At 40.3% G+C, this 22,638-nt stretch carries 14 protein-coding genes; 1 reads left to right on the forward strand and 13 read right to left on the reverse strand.

Features of this window, described 5'->3' with window-relative positions; all coding sequences use genetic code 11:
- Positions 1-47: 47 nt before the first annotated feature.
- The 13 genes from BLR60_RS21245 to BLR60_RS21300 all read right to left on the reverse strand — a co-directional run bounded on the left by BLR60_RS21245 (position 48) and on the right by BLR60_RS21300 (position 20,737).
- Entirely contained in the window at positions 48-1,832 is a 1,785-nt protein-coding gene (locus BLR60_RS21245) for a carbamoyltransferase family protein (protein ID WP_090503677.1), read from the reverse strand.
- A 13-nt stretch (positions 1,833-1,845) separates the two neighbouring features.
- Positions 1,846-1,995 (reverse strand): DUF5989 family protein, encoded by a 150-nt coding sequence (locus BLR60_RS24970; RefSeq protein ID WP_090503678.1) that lies wholly within the window; start codon positions 1,993-1,995, stop codon positions 1,846-1,848.
- A gap of 13 nt (positions 1,996-2,008) precedes the next feature.
- Positions 2,009-2,392 (reverse strand): SxtJ family membrane protein, encoded by a 384-nt coding sequence (locus tag BLR60_RS21255; RefSeq protein ID WP_208600693.1) that lies wholly within the window; start codon positions 2,390-2,392, stop codon positions 2,009-2,011.
- Between the two features lies 1 nt (position 2,393).
- Positions 2,394-4,217, reverse strand: a complete 1,824-nt coding sequence (locus tag BLR60_RS21260) for an SGNH/GDSL hydrolase family protein (RefSeq protein WP_090503684.1) — start codon at positions 4,215-4,217, stop codon at positions 2,394-2,396.
- 47 nt (positions 4,218-4,264) lie between these two features.
- Entirely contained in the window at positions 4,265-6,595 is a 2,331-nt protein-coding gene (locus BLR60_RS21265) for a glycoside hydrolase family 31 protein (protein ID WP_090503686.1), read from the reverse strand.
- 320 nt (positions 6,596-6,915) lie between these two features.
- A complete protein-coding gene (locus tag BLR60_RS21270) occupies positions 6,916-8,553 on the reverse strand; it encodes a RagB/SusD family nutrient uptake outer membrane protein (RefSeq protein WP_090503691.1) in 1,638 nt (545 codons plus the stop codon).
- An 11-nt stretch (positions 8,554-8,564) separates the two neighbouring features.
- Entirely contained in the window at positions 8,565-11,798 is a 3,234-nt protein-coding gene (locus BLR60_RS21275) for a SusC/RagA family TonB-linked outer membrane protein (protein ID WP_090503694.1), read from the reverse strand.
- Positions 11,799-11,993: 195 nt separating this feature from the next.
- Positions 11,994-13,184 carry a FecR family protein gene (locus BLR60_RS21280; protein ID WP_090503696.1) on the reverse strand — a complete coding sequence of 397 codons (1,191 nt, stop codon included), beginning with the start codon at positions 13,182-13,184 and terminating at the stop codon, positions 11,994-11,996.
- A gap of 39 nt (positions 13,185-13,223) precedes the next feature.
- The gene (locus BLR60_RS21285; RefSeq protein WP_090503698.1) at positions 13,224-13,811 is read right to left on the reverse strand and encodes an RNA polymerase sigma factor; all 588 of its coding nucleotides are present in this window, start codon (positions 13,809-13,811) and stop codon (positions 13,224-13,226) included.
- Positions 13,812-14,090: 279 nt separating this feature from the next.
- On the reverse strand, positions 14,091-17,171 hold the full coding sequence (locus tag BLR60_RS21290; protein WP_090503700.1) for a beta-L-arabinofuranosidase domain-containing protein: 3,081 nt from the start codon (positions 17,169-17,171) through the stop codon (positions 14,091-14,093).
- A gap of 429 nt (positions 17,172-17,600) precedes the next feature.
- Positions 17,601-19,577, reverse strand: a complete 1,977-nt coding sequence (locus BLR60_RS21295; protein ID WP_208600694.1) for a glycoside hydrolase family 97 protein — start codon at positions 19,575-19,577, stop codon at positions 17,601-17,603.
- Between the two features lie 89 nt (positions 19,578-19,666).
- The gene (locus tag BLR60_RS24715; protein ID WP_208600695.1) at positions 19,667-19,837 is read right to left on the reverse strand and encodes a hypothetical protein; all 171 of its coding nucleotides are present in this window, start codon (positions 19,835-19,837) and stop codon (positions 19,667-19,669) included.
- A gap of 9 nt (positions 19,838-19,846) precedes the next feature.
- Positions 19,847-20,737 carry a sialate O-acetylesterase gene (locus BLR60_RS21300; RefSeq protein ID WP_090503703.1) on the reverse strand — a complete coding sequence of 297 codons (891 nt, stop codon included), beginning with the start codon at positions 20,735-20,737 and terminating at the stop codon, positions 19,847-19,849.
- A gap of 481 nt (positions 20,738-21,218) precedes the next feature.
- On the opposite strand from BLR60_RS21300, the gene BLR60_RS21305 reads away from it, so the two are divergent.
- Complete coding sequence (locus BLR60_RS21305; RefSeq protein ID WP_090503706.1) at positions 21,219-22,319, forward strand: glycoside hydrolase family 43 protein; 1,101 nt, start codon at positions 21,219-21,221, stop codon at positions 22,317-22,319.
- The last annotated feature ends 319 nt before the right edge of the window (positions 22,320-22,638 follow it).

Raw genomic sequence — 22,638 nt, forward strand, 5'->3', positions numbered from 1 at the left:
CTATTTTGTATTTCAGTTTTCTAAGCTTTCGGAGTTTTTGAGCACAGCTATTGATAATAGCCGGGTAGGCTTAGCTCTTCAAAAGCCAATCTTTTTTTATCAATCAGCAGCCCTTCAATCGCCAGAATATCAATTTCTGTATTTAAAAAGCAGCGTATGGCGTCTTCCGGACCTGAGGCCATAGGTTCATTCATTACATTTAAAGAAGTGTTAATTACGGCCGGGCATCCCGTAAGGTTGTAAAATGCCGTAATGAGTTGATGAAAATCAGGATGATGTGATTTGTTCACTGCCTGAACCCGTGCCGTTCCATCAACATGTACCGCTCCTGGAATTGAAACCGTATCAGGCACCTTATCGGCATTGCCTAAATAGTTTTCTGTAAATAACATGTAGCGGTTTTTAGAGCCTTTGCTAAAATATAAATCGGCGAATTCTGCTAAAATAGCGGGCGCAAAAGGACGGAAAGACTCTCTAAACTTAATTTTTGCATTGAGTATGGCTTTCATTTCAGCGTTTCTGGGGTCAGCGAGAATACTGCGGCTACCCAGCGCTCTTGGTCCGAACTCTGTTCTCCCTTTAAAATAGGCGATTACCTTGCCATCAGCTAAATACGCGGCTATTTTACGATAATAAACATCATGCGCTACCTTTTCATAATTTAAGTTATAGACGTGGAGTGCTGCAATTACCTCTTTTTGGGTATAGCTTGGACCAAGTAGTGATTGTTTCATCGCATCTGTTTGCAAATCGACATTTCTAAGACCTGATAAATGTGTATAGTATACGCTATATGCTGCACCCAATGCACCACCAGCATCGCCTGCTGCAGGTTGCACCCAGATCTGTTTGAATCCGGAATGCTGCCTGATGGCTGAATTAATGATGCAGTTCAGGGCAACTCCTCCCGCAATGCAGAGATTATCTATTGCAAACTCCCTGTAAAGACTTTGAGTCAGTTTAATCATGATCTCTTCAGTCACTTTTTGTATGGAACTTGCCATGTCTTTGTGAAATGGCAGTAATTCATCGCCTTTCGCGCGGGCGGGATGTCCAAAAAGCTTATCGAATTTTTTATGGGTCATTTTCAATCCTGTACAGTAATCAAAGTAATCCATGTTGAGGAGAAAAGAACCATCTGCTTTAACATCAATTAAATGATCATAAATGAGCTGTTTGTATACCGGTGTGCCGTACGAAGCTAAACCCATTACTTTATATTCATCAGAATTGACTTCGAAACCCAAATAATAGGTGAAAGCAGAATATAAAAGACCGAGGGAGTTGGGGAAATTAATCTCTTTTTTTAAAGTTAGTTGAGCCATATTACCTATTGAAACTGTAGTGGTGGCCCATTCTCCCACGCCATCTATCGTTAATACCACGGCCTCATCAAATGGACTCGGGTAAAAAGCAGAAGCGGCATGGGCGTGGTGGTGATCGGTAAATAGGATGGTACGCGATTTTTCCCAGTTGGGATCTATGCAATGAAGCGCTTTGGCTATGTTTTTTTTGATGAATAATTTATCCTTTAACCATATCGGCATGGCTTTCAGGAAAGACTTTAATCCCCTGGGGGCAAAATGAACATATGTTTCGAGTAACCGTTCAAATTTCAAAAAGGGCTTTTCGTAAAATACAACATGATCTACTTCAGCCAGGGAAATGTTGGCAAATTTAAGACAGAACTTAATTGCTTCTGTGGGGAATGACTCATCGTTTTTAATCCTCGAGAAACGTTCCTCCTGTGCTGCAGCTATAATTTCTGCATCTTTCAACAAACATGCTGCACTGTCGTGATAGTAAGCGGAAATCCCCAGGATATAGCCCATAATGTGTGCGCGATTAGAACAAACTATAAATGAATGGAGCCAGTACAGAACCATGCGCTGCCACAAGTACTATACCCAAAAGAAGCAGAATGATAAACAATGGCCATAACCAGTATTTTTTACGCTGGGTTAAAAAATGGAAAAATTCGATCAGTGTATCCATTGGATGTATTAATTTAGAACTGTTGATTAAATGAACCCATCGGCCGGCCGGATACTTCTTCCCAATAAGAAACCAACTGCTTATTCTTTTTTGTTTTTAAACTCTGTTTTTTTAACAGGCGTAGTAAAAAGGCAATGGGGGTAAGGATAAAGATAAATACTACAGTCAATAAAATTGTACCATTAACCATTCCCAGAAAATTCCCAGTTTTTAACCATATTTTTCTTATGGGTTCAAGATATCGCGGAGCACAGATAGCCATTGTGATTAATCCAGCAGATAAAAACAAAAAGATTTGCTGCGGGTAGGTTCCCCTCCAAAAAATAAGGCAAAATAAAATAACCGTGGCACCTAAAATAAGGCCGAATTTCCTGTTTTCTGATTTTTTGTTGATCATGTTACCTGCTATTTTTCTTCCTATATTTTGTTGCTGCTTCATCGGCGCGGAGTTGATGATAATAGCTGGCAATCAATTCATTGATGTTATCAGACCGGGCTTCTTTTTTAAGTTTGATGATGTTTTTTAGTATTTCTTCGGTTTGTGTGTCCAGATAGGTTTGCTGACCGGAATGTTTTATTACCTCATTATATTGCAGTGCTTTCTCTGGTAGATCAGATTTAAAATAAAACAGAAAAACATTATTGGCGTTCTCTGGTGTTGGTGAGATGTCGTAAGCTTTTTTAAAATAAAAATCTGCAGTTTCTAAGTCTGCCAGCTCAAAAGCCAGGCGGCCTGCGTAAGTATAATAACTCGTTTGGTAGGGGTTTTCCAGTAATACAGCTTCGGTAACCTTTAAGGCTTTTTGTTTGTCGCCTGTGGCCATAGCAGTTTTATACAGTTCATCCATGGCTGCTCTCCAGGTAATCCGGTCTACTGCCAATGCACCTGCAAGTTGTTCATCTAAGGAATTTCCACGGTTGTAGGTAGGATTTATGGGCTCATTAAAGGGCCAACCCGAGCGGAGCATCATAATTTGATATGCGCCATATAGCGAATCTACTTTGGTAACGGGCATATTCGCCAGCAATTGTGCAAAAGACATTTCGCTTTGTTTTTTTGCGGGTATTAAATTCCGCTTGTTAATCTGCTGATAAAAAGATTCGCTCATGATGGCGTAACCCAATAAATTCGGGTGAACATGCTCTAAAATGGTTTCCTTGCCCATTATTCCACCTGCTTCATTTTTCTCAAACAAGTTGCGTACATCAGCCAGGTAAATGCCTGGGTATTGCCTGCACAATTTTTTAATAATTTGGTTGAAGGCTTCCGGCGCTCTGAAACGCAACTGATCGTACTCTTTTGCCAAAACAAAATTGGCTTTCGCGTCTTTAAAATTGCCATTTGAGAATCGTTTTCGACCTGCTGCGTAATAATTTTGTGCTGAAAACTTACCTGCACTGATAAATGGTTTAAGGTCTTTTTCGTTACTTACCAGCGTACCAATTACTGTTGGAATGTGTTTTTCTGACAACAACCGGCATAATTCGTCCATATTGTTGCTAAACTGCGCTATGCCACGGTTAAAATCGGCCGATTGATAAGCAATTTGTTGTTTGGTTACCATGCGTTTCATCAGGTTTTCCCGCTTATCAATTTTTTTTCCAACTAGCTTTGAAGAACCTTCAATGATGCGGTCTAATAACTGTACTAACTTCAGTTCGCGCAGTTTAATGACCAATTTGATCCAAGTCCTATTCCCTTTTATCTGGCTGGTAGAACCAATGCCTAAAGCGCCGTAATATTCATTATGCCCGGTATAAACCAATACCAGATCCGGCTTATTATTAACAATTTGTTTTGCAAAATCTAATACCGTGTAAGAATTTACTGCGGTAAGCGAAACATTAATCACCTCAAAGTTCAGGCTGGGATACTGTTGCATCAGCCGGTATTGCAGCCACCTGTGGAAAGATCCATTGTGCATGTATGGGTAGCCGGCAGTAGTCGATTCGCCTATCACAAATATCCTAAAGGTATTTTTAGATTTTACGACGCTAAAGCGTTCGCGGTTACCTTGTGTTGCATTGGCACTGGTAGAAAAAAACTTATAAGAGGCAGTAGGGTTCATCATCATGTAGCCCTCCTGATCGGGATCTTTGATAAACAAAGATGGGTCAAAGCCATAATTGAATAATCTCAACAGGATCTCGATGAAGCATAAAAATACCAATGGCAGTGCCAATGCCGCTGCCTTAAAGTATAATTCTTTTCCCTTGCCCATTTTTTATTTAGTGGATATTGTTTTATAAACCTGCATAGCTTTTTTGCCTAGAGTTTAACGGAGATTTTACGGCCATTATAATTAAATGATTTGTTAATCTTTTGATTATCAATGTTTATTCCGTTCTGTTGGCTTACCATCACAATATTGAATTTCCGTTGGCCCAGCATGCCTTTAAACTGTCCTTTTCTATCCCCAACGGTAAGTGTTTTTGTGGCATCATTCCATTTGAAGTGGATTTCTGAATATGCACCCTTCTCATAGTTATAACTATCGTTTTCATCTTCGTATAAAACGAAATCGCCGTTATCGCCAGGATATATGCGGATATCTAAATCATTCCATCTTTTTTCTGTTGCATATTGTACTTTTGGACCCCATGGCACAATTGAGCCTGCCTTTACATAAAGTGGGATAATCTCCATCGGTGTTTCACGTTTTACCGTTTGTCCGCCTTTAAATACTTCACCTGTCCAGAAATCGAACCATTTGCTGGCTGCCGGAAGGTATATTTCCTGATTGGTAACCCCTTTATCGGTAACTGGTGCTACGAGAAACGCGCTTCCGAACATATATTCCGAATTGTTTTCAAAACCTGCAGGATCGTTGGGGAATTCTGAGTATAATGGTCGCATAAACGATCCGGCGTGATGCGTTACCGACCAGGCCGTTGCATAATTGTATGGCAGTAAACGGTAGCGCAGGTTAATAAACTTCTCCTGGATATCAAATGCCTGCTCTCCTTTTTTGCCAAACTGGTATATTTCTCTTGGGATATCGGTGCCGTGCGAGCGCATCATCGGGGTAAAGGTTGCAAACTGCATCCACCGGTTATACAACTCCTGAAAATCGGGATTTTTTGCGCCGCCACCTTTTACAAAATCACCCGCGAAAAATCCACCAATATCGCCATTCCAATAAGGTAAACCGGTTAAGGAGAAATTTAATGCTGCTGGTATCTGTTTTTTTAGTGTAGGCCAATTAGAACCCACATCTCCGCTCCAGGTATTTGTTGCGTAACGTTGCTGGCCGGCAAATGCTGACCGGGTTAACAGCAATACACGTTTCTTGTTGCTTACTGCCCTTTGGTGATCATAAACTCCTCCCGTGTGTTGAAGTGGGAAAGCGTTCTCTACACTTCGATAACTTCCCAAATAGGTAGGTTGATCGAAATCCTGTTCTTTCACATTAATATGGTCTGGTTCTGTCGAATCGAGCCACCAGGCATCTATCCCTAATGAGAATATGCCTTTGCTTAGGTAGTTCCAGTAAATATCACGCGCAGCAGGGTTATAGACATCATAAGGTTTTGTATTTGCACCTGGAGGCCATGTATCAAAGTTTAGGAGCATATTCTTTGATTTAAATTCCTGGTATTGCGGGGTTTTTGGTGCAAAACCTGGCCACGAAACAATAAAAAGATGGGCATTAAGCTGATGCACACTATCTACCATGGCTTGTGGTTTTGGGAAAGTGGTGGGGTCAAAACTCATGGCATTCCAGTTATCGTCTTTTCCCCAATATTGCCAGTCTTGTACGATACCATCAAGTGGGATGTTTAATGCCCGGTATTTTTTTACCACATCAACAAGTTCGAACTGGGTTTTGTAGCGCTCACGCGATTGGCTGAAACCAAATGACCATAAAGGCATCATAGGAGATTGGCCGGTAAGCGCCCGCATTTGTGCCACAACACCATCGCCGCCTCCGCCAAACATAAAATAATAATCGGCACAGTGGCCAACTTCAGAATCGAATGAGGTTTCGTGATCGCTATCTGTAAATGTGGTGGGTGAATAGTTATCCCAGAAAATTCCATAACCTTTTACCGATTGGAAGAAAGGGATGGCAACTTTCGTATTTTCCTGTTTAAGGCGTAATTTTTGCCCCCTTTGGTTTAATTTTCCATTCTGTTGCTGGCCAAGACCATAAATAATCTCATCCTTGTCTAATAAATAGGCTTGTCTAACCTGGTAAGTTGGGTGTCCGGCATCTTTTATTGAGGTAAACCTGGTGCTATTATCTTTTTCTGTAAATAACTTTTTACCGTTAGGAGTTTCGAATGAAACTTTTCCGGTTTGTAGGTTCACCGTAGCAGCTATCAGTTTACTACTGATGGTTACGCTTTGCCCATTGTTTTTAACATCGAGTTTTAATTTTTCAGGACGTTTGATAACAGAAAGGCTTTCTTTTTTTTGCTGGCTCCCTTCGGGCTTTTTAAAAACACGAACAATAGCAGGCGAATAAAAACTGACCTCTACATCCATTGACTGGATCACGGCGTGGATACCCTGTGGCGTTTTTTGAAAAGATTGAGCTTGTGCTGAAATGTGGTAGCTTAAAAATAATGTAATTACGGCAATAAATTTTCTTTTCATAATTGATATCATTTGAGGTTGTATTATAAGTGAAATTGTCATCCTGAGTGATAATTTGTTGTATAAAAATCAATATGATTGACAGATAATTTTATTAAGTAATGCCCCTCGAGAGATCGTCATTCCCAACTTGATTGGGAATCTTAATGCAGGCGCTTTAAGATTCCCGCATACGCGAGAATGACGACCAAACTAGTGGGTTCTGTCAATGATAGCTTGTCGAAGGACTTTTTTAAATGTTTTAAAAGCATTTCGACAAGCTCAACGTGACGAATTTGATTTTGAATATATAACTTAAAATACAACCTCATTATTTAGGATTAGTATCCGGGGTTTTGTTTTATATTAGGATTTTTAGCCAACTCCGCACGTGGTATAGGTAATAGCGTACGATAATCTCCATTTGGCGAGTGTGATAACCACGATTTTTTAGTGAAAACACCAAACCTGATCATATCCTGCCTGCGTCGTCCCTCTGTGTTAAATTCCCAGCCCAGTTCATCCAGGAACCTTCCGTATTGAATATCAGCCCCACCTTCTACGGTAGAAGTTAAGTGGTTGCGAAGGCCATAGTTATACACACTACCCTGCAATAGCTGGCTACCGGTTACGGTTGCTTTTGAAGGATTGTTTAAGAAAGATCGCTGACGAACCTGTGTTACCAGTGCCGCGGCACCAGCAGCATCTCCTGTTCTTAACAGGCATTCTGCCTTCATCATTAAAACGTCAGCATACCTTAGCAAAGGGAAATCGTTGTTCATCCCTACCAAGGCACCTGGCTTAAATTCGAATTTCCCTAACCGGAAACCATGTACCTCATCTGATTGATCAACACCTGGAAGCTCATTGATGTAAATTAGTGGTTTCCCATTACTGGCGCCAATGGTTCCCAATAAAACAGCACCAGAAGCAGTATATTGCTGTCCCTGTACATAATTGTCTTTTAACCGGTTATCTTCCGGGTCAAAAGTGCTTACAAACTGTGGTGTGGCACAGATTCCGCCCCATGGCGAGTTCTTGAAGTTATAAGTAGCCTGGTTTTCTGGTTGAAGTGTTTCCATGTGCAGGGTGAAAGCATCACCACCGTCTGTAGTAAACTTTTCATCAAAGGGTATAGCAAAAATAGTTTCTCTGCTGCCTTCATTTGCATCAAGAAAAATAGTTTTCTGATTGGCTTCCAGCGTATATACGTTCGATGCTATGATCTCATTACAGGCGGCAATGCATTGCGCATAAGCTGGAGTGCCGATATACACATTAGCATTCAGGTAAACTTTAGCCAGCAGGGCAGTCGCAGCCCAATAATTAAATTTACCATAAGTAGCCTGTGTATTGGCCTTGCTCAGGTTAGGAAGACTTTCGGTAAGTTCTTTCACAATAAAAGCATATACCTGGGCACGTGTGCTTTGCTGTGGAAGAAATCCAGACGGTACATCAAATTTATCTACTATAGGTACCCCGCCAAAAAAGTCGCAGAGTGCATAATAGTAAGATGCCCTTAAGGCGCGTAACTCGGCTATGGTAGCATCTTTACCCGTAGAAATTGGAATCAGGTTGGATTGAATCTGATAGAGTACGCGGTTACAGGAAGTAATGCCTCCATAGGCATTGTTCCAGATTTGGTAGCTATTGTCCTCATCAGATGTCCATCTGTGTTCATGCATCCGACGATAGATGCCATTATCTACCCAGCCGTTCGGGCGGGCAGGTATTACGGCTTCATCGCTCGAAATTTCATTGGTTCTGAAGATTGAATTATTACTTCTTCCGAGCATTAAAGGTCTCCAATACGTATAACCTGCGCCAACCAGGGCTGCTACATCAGAGGTATTAGGGGTGAATTTATTCTGGATAAATGCGGAGTAGTTTTCGTCCTTTAACTTTGTGCAGGAGGCTAAACTAATGATCAGGACCACAAGTGCCATGATGCCAGTGCTCAATATATATCTTGTTTTCATGATGTAAAAGATTAAAGATTAAGAGAAAAACCAAGTGTAAACGTACGCGCGGTAGGGTATTTATCCCTGTTATCATTACCAGGGGCCAAACCGCTCCAGTCTACTTCAGGGTCTAAGCCCTTATAACCTGTAATGGTAAAAGTGTTTAATGATGAAACATATACTCTTGCACCTTTAAGGTATTTGGTTTTTAGCTTGTTAAAGGTGTAACCCAATACAATATTGTCAATTTTCCAGAAATCACCGTTTTCCACATAGTAACTGTTAAATTCTACAGGCATATTTTTATTAAGAACAGCCGTGCCAAAAACAGGATCGTAAGCAGACACCAGTCTGTTATAGTTCTGGATACCCGTGTTTTCATAATACATTCTTTGGAAATTGAGAATCTGGAAACCAAAGGCACCGCGCATGGTAATGCTTAAATCGAGGTCTTTATACTTGAAATTATTGTTCCATCCGCCAGTAAATTTAGGAATACCGTTTCCGAGTACTTTTTTATCTTCAAAAGCGTGATTAAACTGGCTGTATGAAACATCTTCGCCATTTTTACCTTCATAAATCCACTGACCATCAGCTGTTACCCCTTTAACTTTAAAGCCATAAAAATCTCCAATGTTATCGCCCACGCGAACAATATTGGTAAAAGTGGTTGCTGGCGGACCTGTTCCTCCGGTAGTAAAAAAGTCGTTAGTAGCCTGGTATAAATCGTTAGATAAGCTAACCAGTTTATTTCTGTTCGTCGAAAAGTTGAAACTTGTTGTCCATTCAAAATCTTTGTTCTGGATCGGTACAATATTTAGTAAAACCTCTATACCTTTATTTTGCATGGTACCAACATTTGCCCTTGTACTAGGGAAAAGGTTTGGTGGACTAGGTACCTGATAATCAAATAATAATCCGTTATAATTTCTGTTGTAAACATCAACAGTACCTGTAACTCTTCCTTTATACATGCTGAAATCAAGACCAATATTAGTCTCTCTTTTTTCTTCCCAGCGTAAAGCCGGATTAGGGTTCTGTGTAGGAACAAGTGTCTGGATCCAGTTGCCGTTAGATAGCACGTTAGCGCCATAGCCCAATAATGCAACCGCGCGGAAACCATCGTTCGGCTGGTTACCGGTTACACCATATCCTGCACGAAGCTTTAATTCATCAAAAATCGTTTGATCTTTCATAAATGCTTCGTTGGTGATTTTCCAGCCAACAGATACGGAAGGGAAATTACCATACGGTTTTGCAGCACCATAAAGCTGGCTGGCACCTTCTCTTCTTAAAGAGGCCATTAACAGGTATCTGTCTTTGTAGCTATAGGTTAACCTGCTAAAAAATCCAATCAGGTTAGTTTCTGAATAGCCACTACCTAATAGTGCATCTAAAGCGCGGTTTGCACCACGGCCCTGCTGAATATTATAATAGCCAAAAGCATCTGTAGGGAAATCATAATTCCGCTCATAAAAATTCAGGTATGAATTATCCTGATAACTGTACCCACCCAATAAAGAGAAACTATGATCGCCCAGTTTTTTGGAGTATTGAGCCGTAAGCTCAAGTAACCTGTCTATACTTTGAGTAGAACCCAGAGCGGCATAGCCATTAAGTTTATCTCTGATGTTGGAAATGTGGAACTTCGATTCTGAATAACCACCATTTGAAACATATTTGGTGTATGAACCTAAAGCACTTAATTTAAGATCAGCAATTGGGTTATAGGTAATCTGAGAATTTAAACGTTGTGTGGTGTTTTGGTTCAGGCCTGTGCTTTCGAAAAGGCGCGCAACAGGGTTATCATATTCAAAGTTGTTCGGCTCTTCGAAGTAATGTCCGTCACTACCGAAAAGGGGAGATGTTGGGTTGCGGATTAAGGCCTGACGGTAAACCACGCCATTGAAACTGGCACCATCCTGCGTTTGAGTATATTTATTGTTCTGTACCAAAACGCCCATGTTAATTTTTACCTTATTATCAAACATGGAGTGGTTGATATCTGCCCTTGCCGTAAGCGTAGAATTATCGGATTTTTTAAATATCCCATTAAAATAACGATAGTTTACAGTAGCCAGGTAATTGGTTTGGCTGTTACCCCCGCGGAAAGTAATATTGTGGATGTTGGTAATCGGTGTTTTGTTCGAAATTTCTTTTAGCCAGTCTGTGGTTGCACCAAGATCGTATGATGGAAGGCGTGTTCCTTCTGCAATCTGCCTGCGGTAATCATCTGCCGTAAGCATATTAAGTTTTCTGGCAATTGTTTGTGTACTTACAGAACCACTATATTCTACCACATTGCTGTTCTTACCTGAAGATCTTTTAGTGGTAATGATAATTACACCATTGGTACCGCGCACACCATAAATAGCTGCAGCAGAACCATCTTTTAATACGTCTACCGATTCAATATCTTCCGGTGCCACCAGTTTAAGACTGCTTGGTACACCATCTACAATAACCAGTGGATCTGCATTGGCACCAAAAAGCGTGTTGTTTCCACGAAGCCTGATTTTGCTGCCTGAAGTAGGGTCGCCACTTGGCGTATTAACGGTTAGTCCGGCTACTTTACCCTGAATTAACTGGCCTGCATCTAATACAGGCGATTTTACAAAATTTTCGGCTTTAACACTCGCTACAGAACTGGTTACATCACCTTTACGTTGCAATCCATATCCAATTACAACTACATCCGTTAAATTATTGGCTTCTGCTTTTAGCTTAACATTGATTTCAGTTCTGTTGTTTACTGCTATTTCCTGTGAAGTAAAGCCTATTGAGCTAAAAATTAAAGTTTCACTACCAGTTGGAACCTTAAGGCTGTACGTTCCGTTTGGTGCGGTTTGCACACCTGTATTGGTGCCTTTAATTTTAATGCTTACCGAGGGAATCGGAAGACCGGCCTCATCAGTAACTTTTCCTGTAACAATAATTTCAGCTGTTTTATTTGTGGTGGGTTCAGTGATTGCCCTACGCTGAATAATAATAATGTTGTCTTCAAGCTTATAACTAATAGGTTGTGATTTTAGCGAAAGATCCAACGCCTCGGCTAAGCTCATTTTATTCACTTCGATACTCACCGGGCGAGTTCCGTTAAGCATTTGCCTGGTGTACAAAAACTGATACCCGGTTTGGCGCTCAATTTCCTTGAAAATTTTTTCAACAGCCGCATTTTTTTTCGAAAGTGTTACCGTTTGTCCACTACTGGCCAATGAGAGCTGTAGCATGAAGGAAACTAATAGTAGGCATGTTAATTTCATAACCAGTAGCGGTTTACGCAGATAGACGAGGAGCCTACTTACGCGTGATGCATAATAATTCATATATTTGAATGTTTGGGTTTATACTTGGTTGTACTATTGTGTAGATTGCTTGGTGGCGATCCAAACATCAGGTCAGAGTGTTCCTAGCACTCTGGCTTTTGTTTCACGGATGGCCAGCCTTTTTTTGTAAGGTTATGGCATAATGGTCACGCTCCTTCCTTTAATTTTAAAGTGTAACAATCCGGTCAACTCCAGCCTGTGGAGCACTTCTTCCAAATTCCTGGATTTTGGAATCGAACCGACAAATTCCTCTTGTGTTACTTCACCCTGATATTTGATATCAACATCATACCATCGTGATATTTTTCCCATCACCGTACCGATGCGTTCGTGTTCAAATGAAAAATTTCCATTCTTCCAGCCCATCACGTGGTTGGTGTCAACATTAACAATAGCAATGTTATGACTTGAAATGGCTTGCTGGCCAGGTAAGATTATCTTTTTGCGATCACCAGTACTTATTTCTACGGAACCTTGCAGCAAAGTTGTTTTAGGTTTTTCGCCATCACCATATGCGCAAATATTAAAATGAGTGCCCAGTACTTTTACGTTTGAGCCCGCAAAATCAACGATAAAAGGTTTTTTCGGATTATGGGCTACTTCAAAGTAAGCTTCGCCTTGCAGGGCGATTTTTCTGGTATGGCCCGAAAAAACTACCGGATAAGTTAATTTACTTTCTGCATTCAACCAAACCTTACTCCCATCAGGAAGATTAACGCAGTATTGTCCGCCACGCGGTGTTACAATGGTGTTCGAATTACTAAACGGCAGAGTGGCATTGGCATTGATTTTTCTATATTTTAAAAAGCCATTGCTTTGTTTTTCAATAGAATAACCATTTTCTACGGCGAGTTGTCCCTTTGTGAAATTATTTACTTCAATACGTTTACCGTTGGAGAGGATAAGCAGCACTTTGTCGCTTCCGCCGTAAATAGGTTTTGCATGTGGAATGGCCGTACTTGAGGATAGTGTGTTGCGTTTGTTCCCCTTTAAATTAGCATAGTAAAGAAATATAGATGAGCAGACCAGAAACAATACAGCCGCTGCGGCCATGAGTTTAAAAGCTGAACGTTTCCAGAACGGTATGTTGGAGGCCGCTAAAGCATCTAAACGCATTTCGATTTTATTTGCCAGCTCCTCGTGCTGTTCCACAGCTAAACTATCAGTTTTTTGTTCGAATGATGCGCTATATTCTTCCATGAATGTATTGAGCTCAGGCTGATCTAATTGTTTTAACCAATTAAAAAAGTCCTGCTGTTCAGGCTCAGTCAATTCACCATGAATTAATTTTTGCTTGAGTTGCTCAACATCTATTCGTTCCATATTTGCTAAGACGTATACGGAAAGAAAAAGAACCCCTCGTTAAAGAAAAAAATATAGAAAAGAAATAAAAGGTGCAATCCGGTAAAAATGTTTCAGGTGGTTTCTGAGAAAAGCCATCCCGGTGTAGAGCTGTTTTTTGACCACCGATTTCGATATTTTTAGCTGTAGTGCAATCTCATCAAGAGAAAGGTCTTCGTGAATTTTGAGCTCGATAATTTTTTTCCTTTTTTCAGGAAGCAGGTTAATACCACTGTGCAAATGGCTCAGGGTCTGTGTATAAATTAAATGATCATCTGTGCCTACGGAACAGTTTTCTTCCAGGTTTTTTGAAACTTCTTTTATCCTGATCTGGGTTTTTGATTTTCTAATATGATCGACTAGCAGATTGCGTGCACAACGGTAAAGGTAAGGTTTAAAAGATCCAACATGTGGGAGGTTTTTTCTGCTAAGCCATATGTTAACAAAGATATCCTGTACAAGCTCATCAGCCAGATCGGTATTGCCAGAAATTGAAGCGACGAATTTTCGTAAATTTTGAAGATATTTCCTATACAACAAATTAAACGCGGGGCGATCACCATCAGCTACGCGCAACAAAAGTTCTAGTTCCTCTGAAACATCTTTCATCTGCTTTTATGAATTTGGTTAGAATAAAACCGTTCAATTGCTAAATTGAGGCAGTTAGTGTTGTAAGAAGTTTAAGCCAGTTAATTATGTTTGATTAATTTACCAGCAGCTAATTTCATCCAACGTCTGCACGAATGTAGCAACACTTATTAAATAAAAAAATAAAGTGAGGGTATTTTTAACGTATTTATAACGTTTATTTTTTTTACGCCTTTAAACTGCTCTTTAAACTCAGCTTCAAAATGAGTTTTTTTTGCATTTTTTGCCCTTCGTTTGGATTTATTTTAAGGTTACATCCAGGTAAACCGAATGGCGGCCATAGGTTTCATAAAATGGTTTAAAAGCAACATTATCAATGGTAAACCTTAGCTGCTGTGGATCACCTTTAATGGTTTTACTAATGTCGTGCGCATTTAGTGTGATTTTACGCCAGTCTTTCCTGGCTTCGGGTTCTTGTGCAGCAAGCAGTATAGGTCCGTAAAATAAGCTCGCAATATTCTGTTGGTCCATAACCGGATCAAGGTGAAATTGGAATGGCATTTTTAGTTCTATAACATCTCCTTCTTTCCAATTACGGCTAATTTTCAGGTAACTGCCCGGGCTTGCCGCAAGCTTTTGTTCTTTGCCATTAATTTTTACAAAAAAACCTTTGGTTGCCCACCCTGGTACCCGCACATGGAGGTCAAATTTTCCACTCCCGTGAATCGTCAGTTTGGTGTGGTCTTCTTTCGGGAAATCTGTTGTTTGTTCTATCTTAATATTTCTTGCTTTCCAATCTAGTGTAGAAGGGATATACAGGTTTAGGTAAAGTGCCTGGTTATCTTTGCTTTTAAAATAAATCGAGTTTTGTAGTTTAGTGCTGCTTTCCAGTGCTGTACCATTACAACAGGTAAAACCTTTCATGTCTGCGTTACTAAATTGTTTAACAGAACCTGGCCTGAGTGGTACATGATAAGTATTGGCAGGGCTTTTTTCGGCTACTGATGACAGGATGTGGTTATATAGGCCACGTTCGTAATAGTCCATCAACTCGGCCTTTTGATTAAAGAGAAACAGATCGCCTGTCAACTTCAGCATATTGTAGGTGGCACAGGTTTCGTTCTGTCCCCCTTCAGAGAAACCATTTTCGTAAAGCGTTGATGGCTGGGCGGTGAAACATTCTGCATTGGCCGGATTACGTGCGCCGGCAACACCGCCAATACTATACATATAATCGTTTACCATTTTGTACCAAAAATTATCGGCCACTTTATAATACTCCGGTTTTTTGGATACACGGTACATCTCTATGCTTCCCACCACCTGTGGGATATGCTGATTGGCATGTAAGCCGCGGAAAATATCGACGTTTTTCGCCAAACCGCTGGCGTGTGCGGTATCGCCAAAAAATACTTTAATATTATCAAATAATTGTGCTGTTTTAAGATAACGCTGTTTGCTAGTGATGCTGTACATACGCGCCATGGATTCGTTCATTCCACCAAATTCACCGGCGATGTAGGTGTTCCACATCTTGATGAGTGTTTCCTGGGGCAATTGGCTTAAGCGGGCATATACCCAGTCACTCATATTTTCTGCAATTTCCAAGGCTTTTTTATTGCCGGTAACTTCGTATACATCAATTAAGCCGGCCAGGATTTTATGTAAAGTATAATATGGTGCCCATATCTGGTTGCTCTGTCCGCCATATTTAGCGCCTTTTTCCAGCATGATAAACTGGTCTGGCGGATAAGCGCTGATAAATCCTTTTCCCCAGTTCCAGTAATCGTTGCGGATACCCTTATCGCTCAGATCTGAATCAAAATCCGTTTTGCCTGGGCCATATGGAACAGCTGTCGGATCAGACACATACGGACCGTCTGGTTTTTGAGGCTTTCCTGATAACATGGATAAATCGTAAAGCGTATTCACCATGTAATCTATCTTGTTGGCAAAATTAGCCTGGAGTGCCTTATCATAGCTGGTGCTGGCATAAACCTGTGCAATGGCAGAAAGGTAGTGGCCGGTAGCGTGCCCCCTTAACTTCGTATCCTGGCTATCCCAAACGCCTAAGGCTTCTGCACCCTGAGGTTGTTTTTGTCCAAAAGCGTGGCGAAACATATACAAAAAGGAATTTGGATCGGTTTGGGCCAATGTGCTGATAAATTTATCGCGATTTTCGATAAATTTGGTTTGGTGTCTATGCACATCGGTTTTAAGCGAAACCTCGTCCAGATGAAAGGTCTCCAGGTTTGAAACCGGGGAGATCTGTTCTTTTGAATCCTTGATGGTAACCAATGCCTTTGGTTTAAAATCAGTGCCCGAAACACGGCCGGTTACCTTATATTTTCCAGGTTTAAGAACAGCCGTATTGTCTACATCAGATGGCCAAATTACCCGTACTTTTGGGCCTTTTATCCCATTTTTGTAAGTTCCTGTAAGGCGACTTGGTAACCGTGGTAAATTCCCAACAGCTGTTTCTATTTCAATGTCTGCCACATGAGTGAGGTACTTATTATACAGCTGGGCCTGGTTTTTAGCAAATTTTGGGAGATCGTCTTCGCTTTTGCCAACGTTTACTGCGGTTTGCTGTGCTCCTTTTTGCGCATTGTTGTAAATCCCGGCAATCTGTTTACCAGTAAGCGGAATACGGTAAATGCGTAAGTCGTGCAATAGAGCATTGAGATAGGGGGTGCCCGGCAACATCGATTTTCCGATATAAAGCAGTTTTTTGTCTTTTGATTGCTGATCAAATACGGCCGTCAGTTTTTGGGTAATATCTTTAGCTTCGGCTACGGGTTTGCCATTTACATAAGTGCTCATCAATTTTGAAGGCGCATCGATTACTATGGTGATATAAACCCATTTGTTTGTTTCTATAGCGGCAGAAACTGCACTTTTGCTATTACCTTCATCTGCTTTTAACTGCGCCAGGAAACCTTTCTGATTTTGTATGCCTAGTGGTGCTGCAAAAAAATGTTTGCTGGCATCTTTCCCGAAATCAAAAAACGATTGTCCAACGTGGTCCGATTGTAGATAGATCCAGCCTGATATGCTGAGTGACTCTACATCAAGTGCTTCTGAAGGAATGGTAAGAAAAGAATTATCGTTTCCGGCAAGCGATAAAACCTTTCCAAAGCGGTTATCGTTAACAAACAACGGGTTAGCACCCTGAAATTTAGCATGCAGATTATTTCTTGACCAGTCTTTTAAATCGCCATTAAATACATATCGTGCACTCATTCCTGTTTCGCCGATGCCATCCAGGATCTGATCGCCATTTTGTGCTAAAGCGGTATTGCCTGCCAAAATAAAAACAGCAAGATATGGAATAGCGCAGCGGAGTAATTGATGAATTTTAATATTTAGCAGACTTCTCATAAAAGATAAAATTAGACAAAAAGTATTGGAGACAAAGCCCCATAAATTGCAGGTATTGTGCATATTTTAACCTTGTTTAATACTGAAGAGGTGAAATTTTCTGTCACACTGAGCTTGTCGATCAGCATGACGAAACGGCTAGCAATTTGTCCGAATAAAGTATATTATTTTAAATATTAATCGAATTCAGGTTAATAAGTAAATATGGTTAAAAGATGCTTCGACTGCGCTATTATGACAGATTCCAAAAAGTCATCATTGCTTCGTCGGCTGAAAAAGCCTTATCGCAATAACTATATCTTGCAGACAACATTTTGGTGAAAAATCTGTCATTCACATTGATTTTTATACAATATATTATCCTTCGGGATGATATCCGAAGAAATAATTCATTACTGTTCAACTGAGATAATTGCCAGATATTTTAATCTATTTGGCTACAATTACATTTGCCCCACCCGGTAAAAGTTTTAGTTTTAATTGTTTTGCCTTATTTAATTTCAGCTGTTTTATTTGAGGCGAACGGTCGTCGGCGTCCGTGTACAAAGTTGTTTCACCACCCGATAACATCGGAAGCGAAATGTCTATTGTTTTCTCAGCAGTTTCAGCGTTTATGGCTGCAATATACCAGGTATCACCATGGCGACGTGCCAATACACAGTATTTTCCAGGATATCCGTCAATAAAAACCGTATTATCCCAGGTGGTAGGCACTTTTTTCATAAAATCGATGATATGAGGGGCAGCGTCGGTGAGGTTGTTGGGGGTGATGCCAAAATTCTGTATTGGATTCTGAAAAAGGATAGCAGTGGCCACCTGGAACGTTTCGGTTGTTTTTCTAATGGTCCCGCCGTCATTTTTTCTGTTATGGCGTTTATTTAACAGGACAGGCCCAAAATCCATTGCGCCTACAGCATTTCGGATGAAGGGGTGAAGGCTGGCGTTAAAAGCTTCCCTATCATTCGCATGTTGGCCAAATATCAGATTTTCTGAGGCCAATACGGCCTCACTTCCGGCATAGTTAGGGTACATTTTTTCCCAGCCTCGAGGTATTGTACAGCCATGGAAGATGACCGTTAAGCCAAAAGCATTGGCATCAGCTAAAATGTCTTCATAAAGTTTCATGGTTTCCTGTTTGTCGCCGCCAAAAAAATCTACTTTAATCCCTTTTATGCCAATTTTTTGCATCCATGCCATTTCCTGTTTTCTGGCAGAGGCTGTATTCATTTTATACTTAGGAGTTTGTGGCGCATCGTTCCAAAAACCATTGGAGTTATACCACAAGGCAATACCCACCTTTTTGTCTTTGCCGTAGGCAACCAGTTCCTCTATTTTTTTTCGCCCGATCCGGCTGTCCCACCAGTTGTCGATCAATACGAGTTCATAACTCATCGACGCTGAGAGATCGATGAATTTTTTCTGATCCTCGAAATTAATGCTTTCATCCTGCCATAGCAGCCAGCTCCAGGTAGATCGGCCAAAAGTATAATTTTTTGATGCGGTATATTGTGGCTCTACAACATCGAACGGCACAGTGGTTTCAACAATGGGTTTAAGTGTACGACCTACGGTAATGGTACGCCAGGGCGTATTGCCTGGTAAAGATATGGTTGGATTTGCGCTACCAATGCCATTATTTTCACCTTTTTCAGGAAAAGCAATTTCGTAACGGCCATCTTTTGTTCCTTCGCTTAGTTTTGATCCGCAGTAAAGCGAATTAACCCCTGTTTCGGAGAGCAATACCCAGCCATCGTTACCCAAATGGAAGAGCGCAGGAAATGTATAACCTACACCATATTTTGAGGGGATCCCCATGGCCTGATCGGGATTATATTCTTCTTCGTAGCTTGGCTTACTTTTCATCCAGCCAATCATCGGGGTAGCTTGCGGGGTTAAAAATGTGGTGGTATTTGCAGGGAATTTGTACCCACTCAATTCTTCTTCAATACCAAAGGTTGCAGGTTCACCGGTCTGCGGAACCTGGTATCTGAAGGCAATGTCGTTATTACTCACCCGGAATACTACTTCAAGCTGATTTTTTGCAGCATTTTCAAACTTGCAGATGAGCTCATTTGCCTGATAGCTTACACTACTGATTTTAATTTTGGGTTCGTTGTAGCGCTCATCGATTTTTCGTAATTGCTTGCCAATCAGTTTGAGCCCGGATGATAAATCCATCTGGCTTCCGCGAAGTCCCAAAGGAGATCGTTCAATCATTTCTTTTCCCTGTAATGTTACATTATAATAAAGTTTACCATCATTTAAATAAAGCTTAACCATCAATTTCTGATCTGGACTGGTCACATTCAGGTCCTGGGCAAAAGAGAACATATGGCTGGTAACCAATACCATTGCCAATAAAATGCCTTTAAAGTAATTTCTGGTTAAAGATTTGGGGATATTCATCGCAATAGGATAAGCTTATTTGGTTAAAATTAATCTGGTCAGTTTTAAAACTGAAAATTAAGAAAAATTTTTAAATGTTATGGTAACGTTTATTTTATTTCCATAATCTCATGAGAAGTGTACAGGTAAACGGTTCCATTGTGTACCATTGGCGCCGGATCGGCGGTATAATAAGTCTGAATAATTGGGTTTTGGGCAAAGCAGGATGATACTGCTAGTAAACCTGTAAACAGTGATATTCCAAATACTTTTTTCTGCATTTTTTGATGTTATTTTAACAAAGGAAGCATTGTTTTAGCATAACGCTCACCAAGCATTCGGTAGCCTTGTGCATTGAAATGTAGGTGATCTGCTGCGGCGGTACATCCAGCTGAAGATATGATGTGTGCATTGGGAATTATTGTTGGTAAAGTCTCAATAATTTTATTCATTGATGCGCATGTTCCTCCCTGATCTGCATGAACCACTTCGCCAGCTAGAAGGGGCGTAGTAGCTGGATTTAAATTCAGATCCCTGATGAGGTTTTCATAAACCCCCTTCACTTTTTTAGGCCATTCCTGGTCACCGGTATTGGATTCACCCTGGTGCATCAGAATGCCTTTTATTACTCCTGATTGCTGTGCAATTTTGGCTAACTCCACCAAACGGCCATAGGGATTTCCGTTATAAGCATTCAAGGCCGACTTCATCCATTCTGGTGCAGTAGCCGTATAGGTTTGATAATTATCTTTATCAAATAATTCAATTTTGCAACCACCAATCGCTACATTAATAATCCCGATGCGTACATCTTTGGGTAATGCATCCAGGAGTGTTCGTCCGAAATAATCCATTGGCGTTAAACCGGTTTTGCATCGGCATAAAGGTGGTTTAGCGGTGTACCAGTTGTCTTTTTTTCTGCCTAATTCCGGACAGTCAACTGCCTGAAGGACCCTGAATCTATTGTTTACGGTGGTATCCTGGGGTTCGAAAGGCGCATTACCCTCCATATTAGATTGACCAAAGCTTAGGAAAATATATAATTTAGGATCCTGACCATAAGATTTTTCACTATTGCAAAATATCAACGCAAGTAAAACGATAATTCCTAATCTAACGCCTACCGTTATATTTGAATATTTTATGGCTTGTTTTAGCCTGTTTGCGATTGTTTTTTTCATATTAATTCATCGTTTATACCTGAGGCTAAAGTATTAAATGCCGCAGATTAGCAATAGCATTTTTCTTCATAAAAAACGCTCATATGATTAAAATTTATCCAATTATCCTATCGGTTGTTTTAAAAAAGCTTAATCTCATTGAATATGAGTTTGTATAGGAAGGGAATTATATGAGTAGTTTCCAGGGAATGATTTTTCAGGGATGAATCAACATTTCTGCTAACATATTATTCAAAGTTTCCATACTAAATTCTTCTTTTAGCCTAGTTTTATCTTTTGCCTCACCTATAGTTTTTGAATGCATTTTATCCGAAGACACTGGCGAATTTTAACCAAATAATAACATTAAAGATGAAATATTTCATTTCAGAAAATTCATTCAGACCTGTTTGTCAATAATAAGTTTAAAATCAACCGTATTAAAATAAGAGGCAGATTGGGATAGAACTTTCTTAATCGTATTAACCAAAAATGAATAAAAATGAATTTAAACATTAAGCGCCAATCTGCATTGGCCATTGCCCTAATTGTTGCTTTAGGAAGTTCCTGCCAGGAAAATAAGAAGCATGCTGAGGAAAAAGAAACGTCAAAAACAGCGCAGAAACAATATCTTTCTGAGCCATTGGTGAAAGAAATTTATACTGCAGATCCTTCTGCACATGTATTCAATGGTAAAATTTACATCTACCCATCCCATGATGTAGAATCGGGCGTGAAAGAAAATGATAATGGCGATCATTTTGATATGAAAGATTATCGGATTCTGAGTATGGACAGTATTGGTGGCAAGGTGACCATTCACGAGCCTGCGCTATCTGTAAAGGATATTCCATGGGCGGGCCGGCAATTATGGGCACCAGATGCAGCCTATAAAAATGGCATGTATTATCTTTATTTTCCTGTGAAGGATAAAAATGATGTTTTTAGGATTGGTGTGGCAACTTCGAAAGATCCGGCTGGGCCATTCAAAGCGGCTAAAGAGCCAATTGAAGGTAGTTTTAGTATTGATCCGGCAGTTTTTACCGATACAGATGGCAGCAGTTATATGTATTTTGGTGGCATTTGGGGTGGACAGCTTCAGCGCTGGAAAGATGGTAAATATGATCCGAATGGTTCGAAAACAGATTCTCAACAAGAAAATGAACCTGCTTTGAGTGCAAAAGTGGTAAAACTAAGCAAGGATATGATGGCTTTTGACGGGAAGGTGAAAGACGTAGTCATTTTAGATCCACAAGGTAAACCCCTTCTTACAAAAGATCACGATCGCAGGTTTTTCGAAGGTGCCTGGATGCATAAATATAACGGGAAGTACTATTTTACCTATTCTACGGGTGATACTCATTTTCTGGCATCTGCAATATCAGACAGTCCGTGGGGACCTTTTAAATATCAGGGTACTTTTATGATACCTGTAGAGGGCTGGACTACTCATCATTCCATTGTTGAAATTAAAGGTAAGTGGTATATCTTTTATCATGATACCCAGCTTTCTGGAAAAACACATTTAAGAAATGTGAAAGTAACTGAACTTCATCACCTTAAAGATGGCACGATTGAGCTTATAAAACCGAATAAGGATTAATTAGCTGCGGCGCTATCAAAGACAAATCCATCAATACATTCGTCATTCCCGCGCAGGCGGGAATCTTAATGCAAGCATTTTAAGATTATTCATCCGTGTTTTCCTATTCAATGGCATTCATGAGCACTTCGTGGTTCCCATCCGATAGATTCTGTGTTAATTTGCAAATAAAATATTTTATTTTTGTTTCATGGGCGGTCAAGAACTAGCCAGTGTAGCGTGCTGATCCTTTAGGTTTAGTGCGCTACTTTCTTTTAAAACCGAGTATTCTTTTTGATATTCCTGTTTGCTATTATAAATCACATATATCATTTCTAAC

Origin of the sequence: Pedobacter terrae (genome assembly GCF_900100705.1) — a bacterium.
In the GTDB taxonomy this organism is placed as follows: Bacteria; Bacteroidota; Bacteroidia; order Sphingobacteriales; family Sphingobacteriaceae; genus Pedobacter; species Pedobacter terrae.